The sequence below is a fragment of the Vibrio sp. Hal054 genome (assembly GCF_037162405.1).
Taxonomy (GTDB): domain Bacteria; phylum Pseudomonadota; class Gammaproteobacteria; order Enterobacterales; family Vibrionaceae; genus Vibrio; species Vibrio diazotrophicus.
Genome location: NZ_JARLUT010000001.1, coordinates 1,053,095 through 1,069,314 on the forward strand (window position 1 = coordinate 1,053,095; position 16,220 = coordinate 1,069,314).

The 16,220-nt window shown below is 43.7% G+C and carries 14 protein-coding genes; 6 read left to right on the forward strand and 8 right to left on the reverse strand.

Features of this window, described 5'->3' with window-relative positions; translation table 11 throughout:
* Window positions 1-98 precede the first annotated feature (98 nt).
* The gene (gene gltS / locus P4S58_RS04840) at window positions 99-1,325 is read right to left on the reverse strand and encodes a sodium/glutamate symporter (protein WP_042488227.1); all 1,227 of its coding nucleotides are present in this window, start codon (window positions 1,323-1,325) and stop codon (window positions 99-101) included.
* A gap of 161 nt (window positions 1,326-1,486) precedes the next feature.
* Between gltS and P4S58_RS04845 the strand changes: the two genes are divergently transcribed.
* Together P4S58_RS04845 and P4S58_RS04850 are read left to right on the forward strand one after the other, a co-directional pair.
* Entirely contained in the window at window positions 1,487-2,326 is an 840-nt protein-coding gene (locus tag P4S58_RS04845; RefSeq protein WP_102968163.1) for an SGNH/GDSL hydrolase family protein, read from the forward strand.
* A 191-nt stretch (window positions 2,327-2,517) separates the two neighbouring features.
* Window positions 2,518-3,234, forward strand: coding sequence for a carbonic anhydrase (locus tag P4S58_RS04850; protein WP_102968164.1), 717 nt, complete (start codon window positions 2,518-2,520; stop codon window positions 3,232-3,234).
* A gap of 62 nt (window positions 3,235-3,296) precedes the next feature.
* Here P4S58_RS04850 and P4S58_RS04855 read toward each other — a convergent pair whose 3' ends face one another.
* The 4 genes from P4S58_RS04855 to P4S58_RS04870 form a co-directional block, all read right to left on the reverse strand.
* Complete coding sequence (locus tag P4S58_RS04855) at window positions 3,297-3,566, reverse strand: DUF1496 domain-containing protein (RefSeq protein WP_102968165.1); 270 nt, start codon at window positions 3,564-3,566, stop codon at window positions 3,297-3,299.
* Window positions 3,567-3,577: 11 nt separating this feature from the next.
* The gene (locus P4S58_RS04860) at window positions 3,578-4,501 is read right to left on the reverse strand and encodes a 1-aminocyclopropane-1-carboxylate deaminase/D-cysteine desulfhydrase (protein WP_102968166.1); all 924 of its coding nucleotides are present in this window, start codon (window positions 4,499-4,501) and stop codon (window positions 3,578-3,580) included.
* Window positions 4,502-4,573: 72 nt separating this feature from the next.
* Window positions 4,574-5,836: a sensor histidine kinase gene (locus P4S58_RS04865; protein WP_102968167.1), complete on the reverse strand. Its 1,263-nt coding sequence runs from the start codon at window positions 5,834-5,836 to the stop codon at window positions 4,574-4,576.
* Window positions 5,836-6,510, reverse strand: coding sequence for a response regulator transcription factor (locus tag P4S58_RS04870; RefSeq protein ID WP_042488245.1), 675 nt, complete (start codon window positions 6,508-6,510; stop codon window positions 5,836-5,838). Before P4S58_RS04870 ends, P4S58_RS04865 begins: the two co-directional genes overlap by 1 nt.
* A gap of 476 nt (window positions 6,511-6,986) precedes the next feature.
* On the opposite strand from P4S58_RS04870, the gene P4S58_RS04875 reads away from it, so the two are divergent.
* The 3 genes from P4S58_RS04875 (at window position 6,987) to fabV (ending at window position 11,323) form a co-directional block, all read left to right on the forward strand.
* The gene (locus P4S58_RS04875) at window positions 6,987-7,616 is read left to right on the forward strand and encodes a TetR/AcrR family transcriptional regulator (protein WP_042488247.1); all 630 of its coding nucleotides are present in this window, start codon (window positions 6,987-6,989) and stop codon (window positions 7,614-7,616) included.
* A gap of 44 nt (window positions 7,617-7,660) precedes the next feature.
* On the forward strand, window positions 7,661-9,943 hold the full coding sequence (locus tag P4S58_RS04880; RefSeq protein ID WP_102968168.1) for an acyl-CoA dehydrogenase: 2,283 nt from the start codon (window positions 7,661-7,663) through the stop codon (window positions 9,941-9,943).
* A 177-nt stretch (window positions 9,944-10,120) separates the two neighbouring features.
* Window positions 10,121-11,323: an enoyl-ACP reductase FabV gene (gene fabV, locus P4S58_RS04885; RefSeq protein ID WP_042488251.1), complete on the forward strand. Its 1,203-nt coding sequence runs from the start codon at window positions 10,121-10,123 to the stop codon at window positions 11,321-11,323.
* Window positions 11,324-11,452: 129 nt separating this feature from the next.
* On the opposite strand, the gene P4S58_RS04890 is transcribed toward fabV, so the two are convergent.
* Window positions 11,453-13,135 (reverse strand): aspartate:alanine antiporter, encoded by a 1,683-nt coding sequence (locus P4S58_RS04890; RefSeq protein ID WP_042488254.1) that lies wholly within the window; start codon window positions 13,133-13,135, stop codon window positions 11,453-11,455.
* 172 nt (window positions 13,136-13,307) lie between these two features.
* Window positions 13,308-13,574, reverse strand: coding sequence for a GrxA family glutaredoxin (locus P4S58_RS04895; RefSeq protein WP_042488255.1), 267 nt, complete (start codon window positions 13,572-13,574; stop codon window positions 13,308-13,310).
* 350 nt (window positions 13,575-13,924) lie between these two features.
* On the opposite strand from P4S58_RS04895, the gene P4S58_RS04900 reads away from it, so the two are divergent.
* A complete protein-coding gene (locus tag P4S58_RS04900; protein WP_102968169.1) occupies window positions 13,925-15,169 on the forward strand; it encodes an iron-containing alcohol dehydrogenase in 1,245 nt (414 codons plus the stop codon).
* A gap of 47 nt (window positions 15,170-15,216) precedes the next feature.
* Here P4S58_RS04900 and P4S58_RS04905 read toward each other — a convergent pair whose 3' ends face one another.
* Window positions 15,217-16,071: a MurR/RpiR family transcriptional regulator gene (locus P4S58_RS04905; protein WP_042488260.1), complete on the reverse strand. Its 855-nt coding sequence runs from the start codon at window positions 16,069-16,071 to the stop codon at window positions 15,217-15,219.
* Window positions 16,072-16,220 lie beyond the last annotated feature (149 nt).

Consider the following 16,220-nt stretch of genomic DNA (forward strand, 5'->3'; position numbering starts at 1 on the left):
AATTAATGTTAAAAGACGCCTGATGGCGTCTTTTTTCTTATCTGAAAAAGAAAGGTACGCATTGCGTACCTTTCTTTGTATCTAGCCTTTAGGTCTGCTTAACCTAAAAACGATATGTAGCCCTGCAGTATGATCAGGTTAACAATGTCGATGAAGAATGCGCCGACAATCGGAACCACCATGAACGCCTGGGGTGATGGTCCAAAACGGTTAACGATAGAACCCATATTCATCACCGCTGTAGGCGTTGCTCCTAAACCGAAACCGCAGTGTCCCCCCGAAATAACCGCCGCGTCATAGTTGCTGCCCATGACTTTAAACGTCACATAATAGGTAAATACCGCAAGCATGGCTGACTGAACCGCCAAAATGACTAAGAATGGAATAGCAAGGTCGAAAATGTTCCACAGTTTAAGGCTCATTAGCGCCATGGCTAGGAACAAGGCTAAAGATACTGTACCCAACATATCGATGGTTTCAGCGTCTAATTTTCGGATTTTAGTGACTTCTAAGAAGTTGGTAATGATGACACCAATAAACAAAGCGTAGACAAAGTCGGGAATCATCAGCCATGAGATTTCATAAGAGCTGACCCAAAGTTCCAAATACTTTGCTCCAGTCACGCAGATAAGTAGAAAGAACAGCTTCTCAATGACTTTCTTTGCTGTCACTTTATCTTCTTCATACTCATTGTAGGTAACCAATTCTGGGAATTTCTCGTGTGTTTTAGAACCTCTGCCGTACTCAGACTCAATATTATTCTTTTCCACCAGACGTTGTGCAACAGGGCTACCGATAATGCCGCCGATGATCAGACCAAAAGTAGCCGATGCCATTGCGATTTCGAGAACGTTATTCATGCCATAGACATCTTGGAAAGTCTGAGACCATGCTGCACCTGTACCGTGTCCGCCAGACAACGTGATTGAACCTGCTATTAAGCCCATTAGTGGCTCTAAACCCAAGGCCGTTGCCAGTGACACCCCCACGGCGTTTTGGATGATGATATAGACGGATGCGATAGCTAAGAAAATAAACACTTTTGCTCCGCCTTTCATCAGCTGTGTATAGTTGGCCGCAAGACCCACCGTGGCGAAGAACATCAACATGAATGTGTTTTGTAGTGGTAAATCAAACTCCAAATCGACGCCATAAAAATGCAGTACTGTAATAGCGCAGGCGATAATCAAGCCGCCAACAATTGGCTCAGGAATGTTAAATTTGTTGAGAATTGGCAACTTGGCATTAATGAAATGCCCTAGGAAAAGTACACTGATTGCAACTAAAAATGACTCAAGTGCACTTACTGATATCAAATGATTCATATTGCCCCTTATTCGTGGTTATATTCATCGTTCTTGAGGTGAGAGTGTTATGCGTCTTGTAGGGTAATAGCAAGCCCTTACCAGCATTTTCCGAAAAAATTGATGGCAAATGTAAGACTTTCATCGGTTTTATCATCAGATGAGAAGAAAGGAATCAATAAATGACCAGAGAAGAGCTTTTAAATGAACTCACGAACGCTGAATGCCTAGACTTGGTAAAGCTCTATCAAGCTAACCCTTCCCAACATTTTTACACTCTGGTCGAACAGCTATATACATTACGTGATGAACACGATTTAACTACTCGAATTTCGAGATTTAAAACAGACGTTGAGAAGCTAACCCAATCACTTGAAGATTTCAGTATTGCTCCAGAGCAGTTTAAGCAGATAGCTCAGTCGCTCGATCTTAATCAACGTACTCAAAAGGTGATCCGATTTATGCAAACCCAAGATAACCACATAGCTTTTGCTAAACCTGTCGAACTGGTGATGTATGGTGATTCCATAACAGAATGGGGGCCTTGGCACGATGGTATTCAAGGCGTGACGTTAGCAAACCGTGGTTTGAGTGGCGATACAACGGATGGAATGAAGTATCGAATCGAAAGCACCACCGCCTGTCAGCCGAAACTCATCTGCATGATGGCTGGAATTAACGATTTGTCTCAAGGCTATAGTGTTGACGAAATTATGGAGAACTATAGCCAGATGCTGAACTACTGGCATCAGAGAGATATCGAGGTATGGGTACAATCGACGTTATTTGTTGGTCAGCGACTAAACGAGTTAAATCCTCTGGTGGCACAGTTGAACCAAGAACTCATTAAACTGTGTAACAACACTGGAGCAAAGTACATCGATTTGAATGCGGTAATATGCCCGCAAGGTGTCTTGCCATTAACTTGCAGTGCAGACGACCTCCACCTTAACTCGTATGCGTATGGCAAGTGGCTATCACTATTAACGCCAATGCTGGACGATTACTTTGAGCATGTTTAGCAATGAAATCAGAATGAAGTTATCTCTGTGTTGAAAGTGGATAGAAGGTATTAGCTAATTAAAAATTTGCAGCAGTATCTAACTTCAGTGACTTGGATATATCACAATTGAGTAATCAAAGATTTCATCGATTTTTCGGTTAATGCTCTGTGTAATTATCCGGCTTTTCTATTAGTGAACAGGGATAAACAATGAAAAAAACGCTAGTGGCTGCTGCAATGATTCTTGCTTCAATGAGCCAAGTTCAAGCTTCTGATTGGGGATATCACGGGGAGCATGCGCCTGAGCATTGGGGTAAGGTTTCAGCGATATGTGCTCAAGGGCAAAACCAAAGTCCTGTCGACATCAGCGCTGTAATAAAAGCAGAACTGAAAAACCTTAAGTTTGATTATTCGGGTCAGGCAGTGTCTATCACTAACAATGGTCACACTCTGCAAGCATCTGTTTCTGAGCAGAATACATTGTGGGTTGATAATAAGGCTTTTGAGCTAAAGCAGTTCCATTTTCATACCCCTTCAGAAAACCACATTGATGGGCAGTCTTATCCGTTAGAAGCACATTATGTTCATGCTGATAAAGATGGTCACTTAGCGGTTGTTTCTCTGTTTTTTAAACTGGGTGAGCAGAATGCTGAGTTAGCAAAACTGCTGGCTGTAGCGCCGAAAGAAGAAGCAAAAGCGGATCTGTCGAAACCGTTTGACGTGACGTCTCTGTTACCAAAAGAAAAGCAGTACTACCGCTTTAATGGCTCATTAACTACACCGCCGTGTTCTGAAGGTGTACGTTGGTTGGTATTGAAACAGCCACTGACCATTTCAGCCGATCAGGTTGAGAAGTTTGAACAGTTGATGGGGCATAACAACCGTCCGATTCAAGCAATTAATGCTCGTGTAGTCATGGGGCAATAATTATCTCGAAGCCTACTTTGATCGGTTTGGTATCGAGTAGGCTTCTTCATCTCACACATTAATCACTCTTTGTGAGACTTCTTTTCATTGTTGAGTTGAACCCACTTTAACTGCCCGTTAGTTTCAAAGTTGTTTGCTGCTTGGCAAATCATGTATAGCTCTCCGACCTGCAATAGTGCACCTTCTGAATAAGCTTGGTCTTGATAGTAGCAAACGCGTTTACCTACATTGCCATCGACAACTACAGGGACGGGAGTCGCCGGAGTTGAGATCGTTTTAGCCATCGAGATAGGGCTAAAAAGTACTAACAATAGGGCAAAATATTTAGGCATAAAGCTGTTCCTTATAGGTCAAATTGGCGTTGGTAACGAGGAAGCATGCTCTCATTACCTAACAGACCACCCTGATGAATATAGATGAGTGCAGGGCGTTTTTCAGTTTGTATATCAGCGTTTGCAAATGACTCTTTTTGCAGCCAAGAGATTAAGCAGCGCCACATTAGAGGGTCATAGAGCAAATCAAACTCTACATGAGTTTGTTCATGAAGCTGTTGCCAGATATCAAAATCTTCACGATAGAGATGGCCAAAGTAGTGTTTGCTATCAAGTTGCAGTATCTCTGGATGGCTTGTTTCACCCAGCTCGTGGAACTGTTCCGTAAGGTATTCGGCACCACCGACACAAGGGCAGGTGACAACTTGGACTCCATGAGGTTGAAGTGCTTTGTGCAAAAAGAGCGCCGTAGTGCCTGTTCCCGAAGGAAGTGCGACACACCACTCTTGTTTAGGTTGCATGCGAATCCATTCCAGTATCTCTGATGCCAGTTGTTTGACACCGGCTTCGGCTAATTTTGAACGTCCACCTTCAGGTACAGACAAACAGCTTTCATCTGGCTGTCGAATCTGTTCAATATACTCTCTTGGATGCAGACCAAATGGACGGGTTTCTATGATGTTAGCGTTAAGTTCCAGAGCGCCACGGTAGTTGCCAATTGGGCGCTGTTTTAGCCATGCAGGAATATGGTCAACATAAAACTCTAGTTGCCAGCCACGAATGCGAGCTAAAGCTGCCATAGAGTACAACGAGTTAGCCTGCGCAGAGCCATAGCCAATCAGTGTTGTTACATGAGGCAAGTCAGCGTCCAGTAGAAACATGAATTTTCTGGCTTTATTACCACTAAACTGTGAGTGCAACTGGTCATCACGTTTGAGATAAAAATGATGACCGTTGAAATGGTGCTCAGTAATAGGGCTGTTTGCGAGTTTCATAACTCTTCCTGTTGCAATGAAATAGCCAAGGGAAGCGCATTATAACCTTAACAACTTCGCTCACACGTAAGTTTATTGCCCAAAACTGATTAAGGCTTCGCAGCCAGTAGTAGGACGATTCTTAATCGAAAAATGCCAGTGATATCGGCGACATAAGTCTTCTACTATCAGTAAACCTAAGCCATGCCCATCTTGATTTTTTGCTTGATTAAGACCGGGGCCATTGTCTCTGACGCACAAAGAGTCAGCAGAGACTTCCAGCGTGATCTCTCCTTGATGTGTGGCGGCTATGGCGTTTCGCAGCAAGTTTCCTACCACCATATTTAAAACAGCGGGTGCCGCTTTGAGCTGAGGCATTTGGTGGAAAACCAAAGCAATGTCGATATCTTTGTCTTTAGCCTGAGCACTGTTGAGTTCAATAATGGTTTCAAATTCAGTTTTACTCACTTCTCTGACAACGGCTTCCTCTTCACTGCGTTCATAGCGCACAAGGCCAAGCAAAGCGTCAACCATGGTGCTCATCTGAGCGGTGGCTTCATTGATACGCACGATTTGACGTTTCTGGAAATCATCAGAGGCATTGCGTTCCAACAATTTGCTAGCACCTTTTACTATGGTTAACGGTGTTCTTAGCTCGTGGCTGGCATAACGGGCAAATGCTTGCTCACGTTTGATTAGACTGTGAATTTCATGGCGATATTGATTGAGCTCGTCGGCTAGAATTTTAAATTCACTCGCACCGCCGCTAGGTATTTCAAATACGTGAGCAGCGTTGCCACTGTGTTCTGTCAGTTGCTGTGTGAGGTTATTAATTGGTTCAATCAAACGTTGCGAGAGTCGTAACAATAGGCCGCCAAAGATAAGCAGAAGTCCCGCGACACTGGTAACAACAATAAGACCTGAGAATAAGGTTTCATTTTTCCCAAACTCTATCTGGTTGATATCCGACAGTAAGATAACGGGTTTTCTTGAACCATCTTTATAGTAGTAGCTGAAAAACACCATACGTGAATCTGGGTCGCTTCCGACTTCACCGACAAAGCTATCTCTGCCTTCAAAATACTTATGGTATTCGGCTGGAACTAGGCTGATATCGTTATAGGCAGTGGTAAGGACATCAATGGTGATTTTGCCTTGTTCACCATTCATAAAGCGAGTGATGGCTTCGTTCTTATCTATCTCGATACGTCGTTCACCCACTTTGTCTTCTGACCAGTGCAGGGCGGTATAAAAAATAATGTAACTGGCTAAGCCCATAACTAAAGCAACACCAGTAAAAAATAGGGCCAACTGACCAGTAAGAGTACGGGTATTGGCAAAACTAATGGTGTTCATTATACCTTCTCCAAACGGAAGCCAATTTTAGGCACGGTGACTAGCATAGGAGACTCGAAAGGCTTATCTAACTGGTTACGTAGTTGGTAAATATGGCTACGCAGTACATCGTTGTTTGGCTCGTTATCCTGCCAAAGCATATCCGTAATTTCTTCGCGAGTGACTACATCGGGAGCACGTTGGCAAAGCAGTTCCAAAATGGAATAGGTGGTTGGATTTAATGAAAGCTTGATGCCGTCTCGATACGCCTGATGCGTTTTTTGATCGATGCGTAGGCTAGCGAATTCGAAAGACGTTTCAGTTACTGTCCTTCTATAACGCTTAATTAACGCGTGCAGGCGAGCTTCAAGAATTTCGAGATCAAAAGGTTTGGTCAGGTAGTCATCGGCGCCGTATTTAAAGCCGCTCAACATATCTTCACGGCTATCCAAAGCAGTCAGCATTAGCACAGGTGTGGTATTACCGGCCTCTCTGAGTTTCTCACAGACGGTTAATCCATCCATACGCGGTAGCATCAGATCTAAAATGATGGCGTCAAACGGGGTTTCTAAAGCCAGCTTGAGGCCTAGCTCGCCATTGTCGGCATAGTCGAGCTCCATCCCTTCACTTTCAAAGTAATCAAACAATATTCCTGCCACTTCTCGATTATCTTCTACCAGCAATATTTTTTTCATTTCAACGCTCGTTCATTTGCATCGCTTACCGCCTAAAGCAACAAGCCTAGACCTATTTGGTTCTATCTTGCATCTATTCATCGTTGAAGAAAAGTCATATCCCTTAGTGCATTTAACCCGTGGGTGTTTGAAATGAATAAAAAAAGCCCAGAACATAAGCGATCTGGGCGGATACAAAAATGGAGTTAAATATGAAAAGCAGTGGTGTTCGTGTTGTTAGAAGAAAAACAGTTTGACGGCCTGTGAAACTCTTAATGCGCTAACAACGGACACTAATTAGGACTATGCATTTTGGGTTTAGTTCCTTGGGGAATGAAAAAAGATTAAGTTTTTTGTTTTTCTCTATCGATGACAAGGGGATGCAAGGAAATGGCAAAGTAAGATCAAGAAGTGTGATGTTAATCTGTTGTTAATTTTGTGTATCAGAAGTATATTTCAAACAGGTGTTTGATTTAAGTGTTTCCTGTGAGTGATGAATGGCGTCGAGAAGTAGTACCAAAGAAAAAATACTGGATGTAGCTGAAGGGCTTTTCGCTGAACAAGGTTTTAATGATACCTCGTTAAGAACGATTACCGGCAAAGCCGGAGTCAATTTAGCTTCAGTGAATTATCACTTCGGTGATAAGAAAACTTTGGTTCGCGCAGTGCTGAACCGTTACTTAGAGGCATTTATGCCTGAAGTACACAAAGCTCTGATTGCGTTGAATCAACGTGAGTCTTACTCAATGGAGGAAGTGTTTGAATCGTTGCGTGAACCTTTGAAGAACCTAAACAAGGTCAGTACACACGGTACCAGCCGTTTTATGTTGTTGATCGGAAGAGGTTATACAGATGTGCAGGGGCATCTGCGCTGGTTTATCACCACTCGTTATCAAGATGTATTGAAATTGTTTACAGACTCGGTAATGAAAGCGAACCCTGAATTAACACGCGAAACTCTGTTTTGGCGTCTGCACTTTACCTTAGGCACATGTGTTTTCACTATGGCTTCAAGTAAGGCGCTGGCAGAAATCGCAGAAAATGATTTTGGAAGTAAGGTCGATGCAAAAGTCGTTGTTGACCAGATCATTCCATATCTTGCTGCTGGCGTTGCAGCGAAAATATAAGCTAAAAATAATAATAAAGTCCCGTGAACAAAAGGATCTGAACAATGAGCTCTCTACGACAAAAATGGATAAGTGACCCTGCCTTTAAGTTGTTTAAGAAGGTATTGCCACCGTTGTCTAGTACTGAAAAAGAAGCAATGGAAGCGGGCAGTGTTTGGTGGGATGGTGAGCTGTTTTCTGGTCAGCCAGATTTTCAAAAGCTTCACCATTACCCAAAACCGTCGTTTACTGCTGAAGAACAGTCATTTATGGATAACGAGCTGGAAACCCTGCTTGAAATGCTTGATGACCATAAAATAGTAAAAGAAGACCGCGACTTGCCAGAGGATGTCTGGACATTCATGCGCAAAGAGCGTTTCTTCTCTCTAAACATCTCTACTGAATATGGCGGTCGTGAGTTCTCTGCTTTAGCAAACTCAACCATCGTTTCACGCATTGCGACACGTTCAATTAGTGCAGCAGTAACCGTCATGGTTCCCAACTCTTTAGGTCCAGGTGAGTTACTTTCTCACTACGGCACTCAAGAGCAAAAAGGCTACTGGTTGCCGCGCCTTGCTGACGGTACAGACATTCCATGTTTCGCACTAACAGGACCAGAAGCCGGTTCTGATGCGGGTGGTATTCCTGACCAAGGCGTAGTGTGTTACGGCAAACACGAAGGTAAAGAAGTTCTGGGCATTCGTTTAAGCTGGAACAAACGCTATATCACGCTTGCACCCGTGGCAACAGTGGTTGGCTTGGCATTCAAACTGAGCGACCCTGAAAAGTTACTCGGTGACAAAGAAGATATCGGTATTACCTGTGCGTTGATTCCTGCGAGTCACGAAGGGGTAGAGATTGGTGAACGTCATGATCCGCTCGGGCTTGCGTTTATGAATGGACCAACACGCGGTAACGATGTGTTTATCCCTATGGATTGGCTGATTGGCGGCTCAGATTACGCAGGTAAAGGTTGGCGTATGCTGGTGGAATGCCTGTCAGCAGGTCGCGGTATCTCGCTTCCTGCATTAGGTACAGCGATTGGTCATCTAACAGCTCGTACTACAGGTGCTTATGCCTACGTTCGTAAGCAGTTTGGTATGCCGATTGGTAAATTTGAAGGTGTTGCTGAATCTCTAGGCCGAATTGGTGGTTTAACTTATCTGCTAGAGGCGACTCGAACACTGACGACCACTTCTCTGGATCTGAAAGAGAAACCGGGTATTGTTACTGCAATTGCAAAGTACCACATGACCGAAATCGCTCGTACCATTTTGAATGACTCTATGGACATTCATTCTGGTCGCGCAATTCAAGACGGCCCGATGAACTATCTGGCGAGCCATTACTTAGGTATTCCGGTCGCAATTACCGTAGAAGGTGCAAACATTCTTACTCGTAACCTGATGATTTTCGGTCAAGGTGCGACGCGCTGTCATCCATATGTATTGAAAGAGATGGAAGCGGCGGCGGACCCTGATGAAAAAGAAGGGGCGAAAGAGTTTGATAAGTTGCTGTTCAAGCATATCGGTCATGCAACGAAAAACTCGATTGGTGCACTTACTGCGGCGTTAACAGGTTCTGCATTTGTTAAAGCGCATATGAGTGGCCCAACAAAAATCTACTACAAACAACTTACTCGCCTAAGCCGCGTGTTGGCAGTGAGTGCTGATATGGCGATGTTAACGCTTGGCGGTGAACTGAAACGTAAAGAGATGATCTCTGCCCGTTTGGGTGACGGCTTGAGCTATTTATACATGGCGTCAGCGGTACTGAAGAAGTACGAAGATGACGGTCGTCAGCAGTCTGACCTAAACTATGTTCATTATGCAATGCAACACTGTTTGTACCATGCTGCGAAGTCTTTGAACGAAGTGTACCGAAACTACCCGACTAAAGCGGTAGGTAAGCTGCTGAAAGGTCTATTGTTCCCGCTGGGTAATCATTATCAAGCGCCTAGCAACGATTTAACGCTTGCTGTGGCTGAAAGCTTAATGATTCCAGGCGCTCATCGTGACCGCCTGACACATCTTTGCTATATCGGAAAGAGTGAGGATGACAGTGTTGGCTTGATGGAAAAAGCATTCCTGTCGCTTTACGCTATTCAAGGCCTTGAGAAGAAACTCTATCGCGGCGTGAAAGAGGGTAAAGTGGCTCGTAAAGGTTTACTCGCAGACCGTCTAATTCAAGCCAAAGAAGCGGGTGTGCTCACTGCTGATGAAATTGATGCCATTTTGGCGGCTGAAAAACTGCGTTATAAGGCGATTCAAGTGGATCACTTTAGCCATGATTTTTCAAAAGTTTTGACCAATCAGACAGTGAAACCTAAGCTAAACAACGTAGCTTAAGGATAAGAGTGATCACTTATATAAAGGCTTCCATAGTGAAGCCTTTTTTATGTCGCTTGGAAAATGTTGATGGAAAGTGATCCAACCACTTGCTAAATCGGACTATTTTTACAGAAATAGGGTGCGAATTGTGGTTGAACCTTTTATCCTAGCGAAGATTTTTGAAGGAAGTTGAATATGATCATCAAACCTAAAATTCGCGGATTTATCTGTACAACAACGCACCCAGTGGGTTGTGAAGCTAATGTAAAAGAACAAATTGCTTACACTAAAGCACAAGGTCCAATCAAGAATGCGCCTAAGCGCGTGCTTGTTGTCGGTTCTTCTAGTGGCTACGGTATGTCTTCTCGTATTGCTGCTGCGTTTGGCGGCGGTGCTGCAACCATCGGTGTTTTCTTCGAAAAACCGGGTTCAGAGAAGAAGACTGGTACTGCAGGTTTCTACAATGCAGCAGCATTTGACAAACTTGCTCACGAAGAAGGTCTATATGCGAAAAGCCTGAACGGCGATGCATTCTCAAACGAAGCTAAACAAAAAGCTGTAGAGCTTATTAAGCAAGACCTAGGTCAAATTGACCTAGTTGTTTACTCTCTTGCGTCTCCAGTTCGTAAAATGCCTGAAACAGGCGAAGTGGTTCGTTCTTCACTAAAGCCAATTGGTGAGACTTACACTTCAACAGCGGTTGACACCAATAAAGATGTCATCATTGAAGCAAGCGTTGAGCCTGCAACTGAAGAAGAAATCCAAGACACGATTACTGTAATGGGTGGTCAGGATTGGGAACTTTGGATGCAAGCGCTTGAAGAAGGTGGTGTTCTAGCTGAAGGCTGTAAAACAGTTGCCTATAGCTACATCGGTACTGAACTAACTTGGCCAATCTATTGGGATGGTGCGTTAGGTCGTGCGAAGATGGACTTAGATCGTGCAGCAGCAGCTCTGAACGAGAAGCTATCTGCAACAGGCGGTACTGCAAACGTAGCGGTTCTTAAATCTGTTGTGACTCAAGCAAGTTCTGCAATTCCGGTAATGCCTCTGTACATTGCGATGGTATTCAAGAAAATGCGTGAAGAAGGCATCCATGAAGGCTGTATGGAGCAAATCTACCGCATGTTCAGCCAACGTCTATATAAAGAAGACGGTACAGCGCCAGAAACAGACGAGAAAAACCGTCTGCGTCTAGATGACTGGGAACTTCGCGAAGATATCCAAAAACACTGTAGCGACCTATGGCCTCAAATTACCACTGAGAACCTAAAAGAGCTGACAGACTACGAACTCTACAAAGAAGAGTTCTTAAAACTGTTCGGTTTCGGTGTTGAAGGCGTGGATTATGATGCAGACGTTAACCCAGAAGTGGCATTTGACGTTATTGATATCTAATCCCTCGGATTCGAAATAAATAAAAGGCGCTTATTAAAAGCGCCTTTTTTCTTTCATCGATTTTTTTGTTTTGCATTCATCGTTTAGGTCATCGCTTTAAACCGCTGCCTAAGCAGCGGTATTTGAAAGCTAGAACAAGAGAATAACGATGGTACCTGTCAGTGTCATCAGAACGTTGGCAATCGCATAAGTGCCTGCATAACCCAGTGCTGGAATGGTCGACTTAGCGTAGTCGTTCACGATATCCATCGCAGGGGCACAAGTACGTGCGCCGATGATGGCACCGAAAAGAAGTGCTCGGTTCATCTTAAGCAAGTAAGCACCAACGAGATAAGCAAACACAACGGGTACAAAGCTAACCAAGAACGCAAGGCCAAGCACTTGCACACCTACTTCAGATAAATGCTGGAACATGTTTCCACCGGCGCTTAAACCTATGCCAGCCATAAAAAACATCAAGCCTAAGTCTTTCACCATGTTCAGTGCACCCTGCGGAACATACCCGAAGGTAGGGTGGTTTGCTCGTAAGAAGCCTAGCGTAATACCTGATAGTAAAAGACCGACAGCATTACCTAAACCAAATGAGACCTGACCGAAAGTCATGGTAACTAAACCGAACAGTATGCCCAAGATGAAGAAGCTACAGAATGCCAGCAAATCTGCCATTTGGCTGTGAATCGAAATGAAACCGATTTTGTCAGCTAAACCTAACACTTTGCTTTTTTCGCCACTCACCTGAAGGATGTCACCTTTGGCAAGCACGATATCTAAATCCATCGGCATTTCTACCTGCGCACGGACAACTCGGTTTAGGAAACAGCCGTATTCAGATAAATTCAAATCGGATAAACGCTTCTGAGCATATTTGTCGTTCTTAACCACGATTTCTTCTTCAGAAATACGCAAATCCAGCAAGTTACGGTCAAAGACTTCTTTACCTTCGCGGAAACTGGAATCAAGACGAGCGTGGCTATCAGGGTAACCAACCAGTGCAATTTCATCGCCTTCTTGCAAAATAGCTTCACCGTCTGGATGGGCTAGAATACCATTACGACGGATTCGTTCGATGTAGCAGCCTGTTTGACCATAGATGCCTAACTCGCGAAGGTTGCGACCATCTACCCATTTAATCAGTTCAGGACCAACTCGATATGCACGAATAATTGGTAGATAGACTTTGCGTTGGCTGTTACCGCCAATGCCTCGTTCTTGAGCAATTTGTTGTGCGGAGTCGGATAGGTTCTGCTTTTGCAGTCTAGGTAGCAGCTTGGCAAACAGAATCATACTGATTAAACCAATCAGATACGCCATCGCATAACCGACAGACATATTCTCCAGAATGGTTGATAGTTCCATATTACGTGGTGCGGTAGCTAACCCTGAGTTCAATGCGTCTTGAGCACCGACTAGCACGGGTGTAGAGGTGAGGGCGCCTGCCATCATACCGGCAGCGAGTCCAAAATCGAGGTTGAGATAATAACCGCCGAAATAGGTGATCCATGTTGCTGTCGTCAGTACGACGATACTGAGAATGAGATAATCTTTACCGTCGCGGAAGAAGATACCGAAAAAGTTCGGTCCAGCTTCAATACCGACACAGTAGATAAAGAGCATAAAACCGATAGTTAACGTTTCAGGGTTAATGTAAAACCCTAAATGTCCCATCAACAAAGAAGTGATGAGTACACCGATTGAGTTGCCTAACTGCAGGCTGCCAAAACGAATTTTGCCGATAGTTAAGCCAAGTGCTAATACGACAAAAATTAGCAATATCGGATTTTGTTCAAGTAAAAGGACGACGTCGATGTTCACAAATTATCTCAATTATTACATGTGCAACAGTAGAACTATAAAGTGTGACGATTCTAACGTAATAACAAAAAAATAAGTAAATTCTTGAGCAAACCTGTCGATTATCAATAAAAAAAGCCCGCTTAATATTGCGGGCTATTTAGTCATCGTTTTTATGCAGCAATTTGCATTGTTACTCGTCGAAAAGACCTAGGTGTTCTTTCGCGTAAGCTTCAAATTCTGTACAGCCACCAATGTGTTCTTGGTCAAGGAAGATCTGAGGAACCGTTTCTACTGGCTTACCTACAGTCTTTTCTAAATCTGCTTTTGAGATACCTTCCGCATGAATATCAACATAACGGTAGTTAAAATCGTCACGTTTTGCTTTTAGCGTTTCAGCGTGCTCTTTAGCACGAACACAATAAGGGCAGGCTGGGCGACCAAAAATAACTGCGAACATATCTTTCTCCTATAATTCATTTGAGACTACTATGCCCGATCCCACATAGAAAATAAAGCTGCATTTATCACTTGTTTTAATAGTTAAAACCTATCGAAAGAAGTGCGTTTTGAACGCGTTACTGATGAACTAAAAAAATGCCTAAAAAGACGACTTTTTACGATTAATTATTATTCTGTTAATGCAGAGCTGAAAGTAGCATTCACCATTGAGTCTTGGCATACGTGATTTGGAGCATATTCTTAGGTAAAAAAAGTGGTTATTGCTTATGAATTGCCCTGCGTCAAAAAAAACCGTTTTGGATAGGGGCAATCTAGTTGCAACTTATTGTAGCGGAATGGAGTTCCACTATGTTTCAGTTCATGACGTCCAGCCGAATTATCTTTGGGGAAGGGGCTCTCGAAAACTCCCTCTCATTGATTAAACAATTTGGCTACAGCGTTCTCTTAGTCTCTGGTAAGCAGAGTGAACGTGCTCGACCAATTGTCGACTATCTCAATCAACAAAAGCTCCGTTATCAGCATGTATCTATTTCGGGTGAACCGAATATTACCATGGTGGAAGAAACAGCCATCATCGGACGTCGTTTTTCTCCGAATCTCGTCGTCGCAATAGGTGGTGGTAGTGTTCTTGATATGGGGAAAGCGTTAGCGGCAATTATTCCCAATCAAGGCAACGTTTATGACTATGTTGAAGTGCTGGGTCGTTGTGTTCCCCTAAAAACTAAACCTCTACCTATGATTGCGATCCCCACTACCGCCAGCACAGGTTCGGAAGTCACGCGTAAAGCCGTTCTAAAGTCTGGTCAGGATAAGGTGAAAGTGAGCCTGCGTAGTCCGGATATGATCCCTGATGTTGCGATAGTGGATCCGACGTTAACCTACGGCACAGAGCCTCTGATTTCAGGACGCGGTGCGATGGAAACCTTCACGCATCTTATGGAGTCGTATGTTTGCGGAGACCCGAATCCACTTACGGATATGGTGTGTGAGGAGGGGATGCGCAAGCTTTCTCGGGCTGTGCTACCTGCATGTCTACAAGATGATAGAACTGCTCGTGCTGATCTTTCTTTTGCTGCCATGTTGGGCGGGATGGCATCAACCAATGCTAAGTTGGGTGCTGCTCACGGGTTAGCGTCGGCACTGTGTGGCAAGTTGGAAGCTCCGCACAGCGTAATTACTGCTCGTCTTTCGCCGTATGTCATGCTTGAAAACATCAATGCTGCGCGACTAGCTGGCCGAGATGACATTCTTCATCGATACACGCACTTAGCGGAACTGCTTACAGGCAACAGTCAGGCAAAAATAGAAGACGGAGTTGCCTGGGTTGAAGATATGCTCGACACGTTAGGATTGCCGTTACTAAGTAGCTTTGGTGTATGCAATACCTCTTTTGAAAAAGTGGCTCAAGATGCATTGAAATCCAATTCGATAAAGGGAAACCCGATCCCACTGACCAAAGAGCGTTTGGTGTATATTTTGAATCAAGTTTGTGAGTGCAGTGGTGTTTGCCAAGAGCCAGCTGAGGTTCAGATGAGTGGCAAGGTTGAACTGCTCTACAATTCTATGAGAGAAGAAGGTTCAAAAACGGAATAGTTAATGCAATCAAGGGAAAGAAAAACGGAGCCTAAGCTCCGTTTTTTTTAGAATTGTGAAGACTTGTCATAACGAGAGTCTTTCAGTACTTCTTTTACTCTCTTCAAGTTTTCGCGGAAACCTGAGCCTCTGCGTAATGTAAAGCCTGTAGCCAAAACATCGATGATCGTCATCTGAACAACGCGACTCGCCATCGGCATATACACATCAGTATCTTCTGGAATATCCAGACAGATAGATAAAGACGCCGCTTTATCAAGAGGTGAATCTTTTGCTGTAATCGCAATAACAGTTGCGCCATTTTCACGAGCGAGATTAGCGATCTCAACTTGGCTCTTTGTTCTGCCAGTATGCGAGATAAGAACGATAACGTCATTATCAGTACAGTTAATGCAGCTCATACGTTGCATTACAATGTCTTCAAAGCAGCTGATCGGAATATTAAAACGAATGAACTTGTTTTGCGCATCACGAGCGACTGCTGACGAAGCCCCTAATCCGAAAAACGAAATACGCTTCGCCTGTGTCAGAAGGTCAACGGCACGATTAATTTGCATTGGCTCTAAGCTGTTTTTCGCTACATCTAAACACGCCATAGTTGATTCGAAAATCTTATGGGTATAAGCATCCGGACCATCGTCTTCTTCAACATTACGATTGACGTAAGGTGTTCCGTTAGCAAGGCTTTGCGCTAAATGTAGTTTGAAATCAGGAAAACCTTTTGTGTCTAGGCGACGACAAAAACGGTTTACAGTCGGTTCACTCACATCAGCCATTTTCGCTAATGTTGCAATGCTAGAGTGAATGGCAGTCTGTGGTGAAGCCATAATAACTTCAGCGACTTTGCGCTCTGACTTGCTAAAATTTTCCAGATTTTTTTGAATTTTTTCTAATGTATTCATAGTGTTCACGCAGGCATAGAGAACAACTTGTTGGCTTCATGGATAAACCATTTAAAAATAAGGAAATAATAAATTTCCTAATACCAACGCCATGACGTCAGTATAAACCTAAGCTGTAGGAATCCCGAAACGAAAAATCCACGGGATGA

Bases quoted from the DNA above. Each gene is read 5' to 3' on its own strand.
- P4S58_RS04865 (WP_102968167.1), bottom strand. From the start codon at position 5,836: ATGAACACCATTAGTTTTGCCAATACCCGTACTCTTACTGGTCAGTTG.
- P4S58_RS04875 (WP_042488247.1), top strand. From the start codon at position 6,987: ATGGCGTCGAGAAGTAGTACCAAAGAAAAAATACTGGATGTAGCTGAA.
- P4S58_RS04905 (WP_042488260.1), bottom strand. From the start codon at position 16,071: ATGAATACATTAGAAAAAATTCAAAAAAATCTGGAAAATTTTAGCAAG.
- P4S58_RS04850 (WP_102968164.1), top strand. From the start codon at position 2,518: ATGAAAAAAACGCTAGTGGCTGCTGCAATGATTCTTGCTTCAATGAGC.
- fabV (WP_042488251.1), top strand. From the start codon at position 10,121: ATGATCATCAAACCTAAAATTCGCGGATTTATCTGTACAACAACGCAC.
- P4S58_RS04860 (WP_102968166.1), bottom strand. From the start codon at position 4,501: ATGAAACTCGCAAACAGCCCTATTACTGAGCACCATTTCAACGGTCAT.
- gltS (WP_042488227.1), bottom strand. From the start codon at position 1,325: ATGAATCATTTGATATCAGTAAGTGCACTTGAGTCATTTTTAGTTGCA.
- P4S58_RS04845 (WP_102968163.1), top strand. From the start codon at position 1,487: ATGACCAGAGAAGAGCTTTTAAATGAACTCACGAACGCTGAATGCCTA.
- P4S58_RS04895 (WP_042488255.1), bottom strand. From the start codon at position 13,574: ATGTTCGCAGTTATTTTTGGTCGCCCAGCCTGCCCTTATTGTGTTCGT.
- P4S58_RS04880 (WP_102968168.1), top strand. From the start codon at position 7,661: ATGAGCTCTCTACGACAAAAATGGATAAGTGACCCTGCCTTTAAGTTG.
- P4S58_RS04900 (WP_102968169.1), top strand. From the start codon at position 13,925: ATGTTTCAGTTCATGACGTCCAGCCGAATTATCTTTGGGGAAGGGGCT.
- P4S58_RS04855 (WP_102968165.1), bottom strand. From the start codon at position 3,566: ATGCCTAAATATTTTGCCCTATTGTTAGTACTTTTTAGCCCTATCTCG.
- P4S58_RS04870 (WP_042488245.1), bottom strand. From the start codon at position 6,510: ATGAAAAAAATATTGCTGGTAGAAGATAATCGAGAAGTGGCAGGAATA.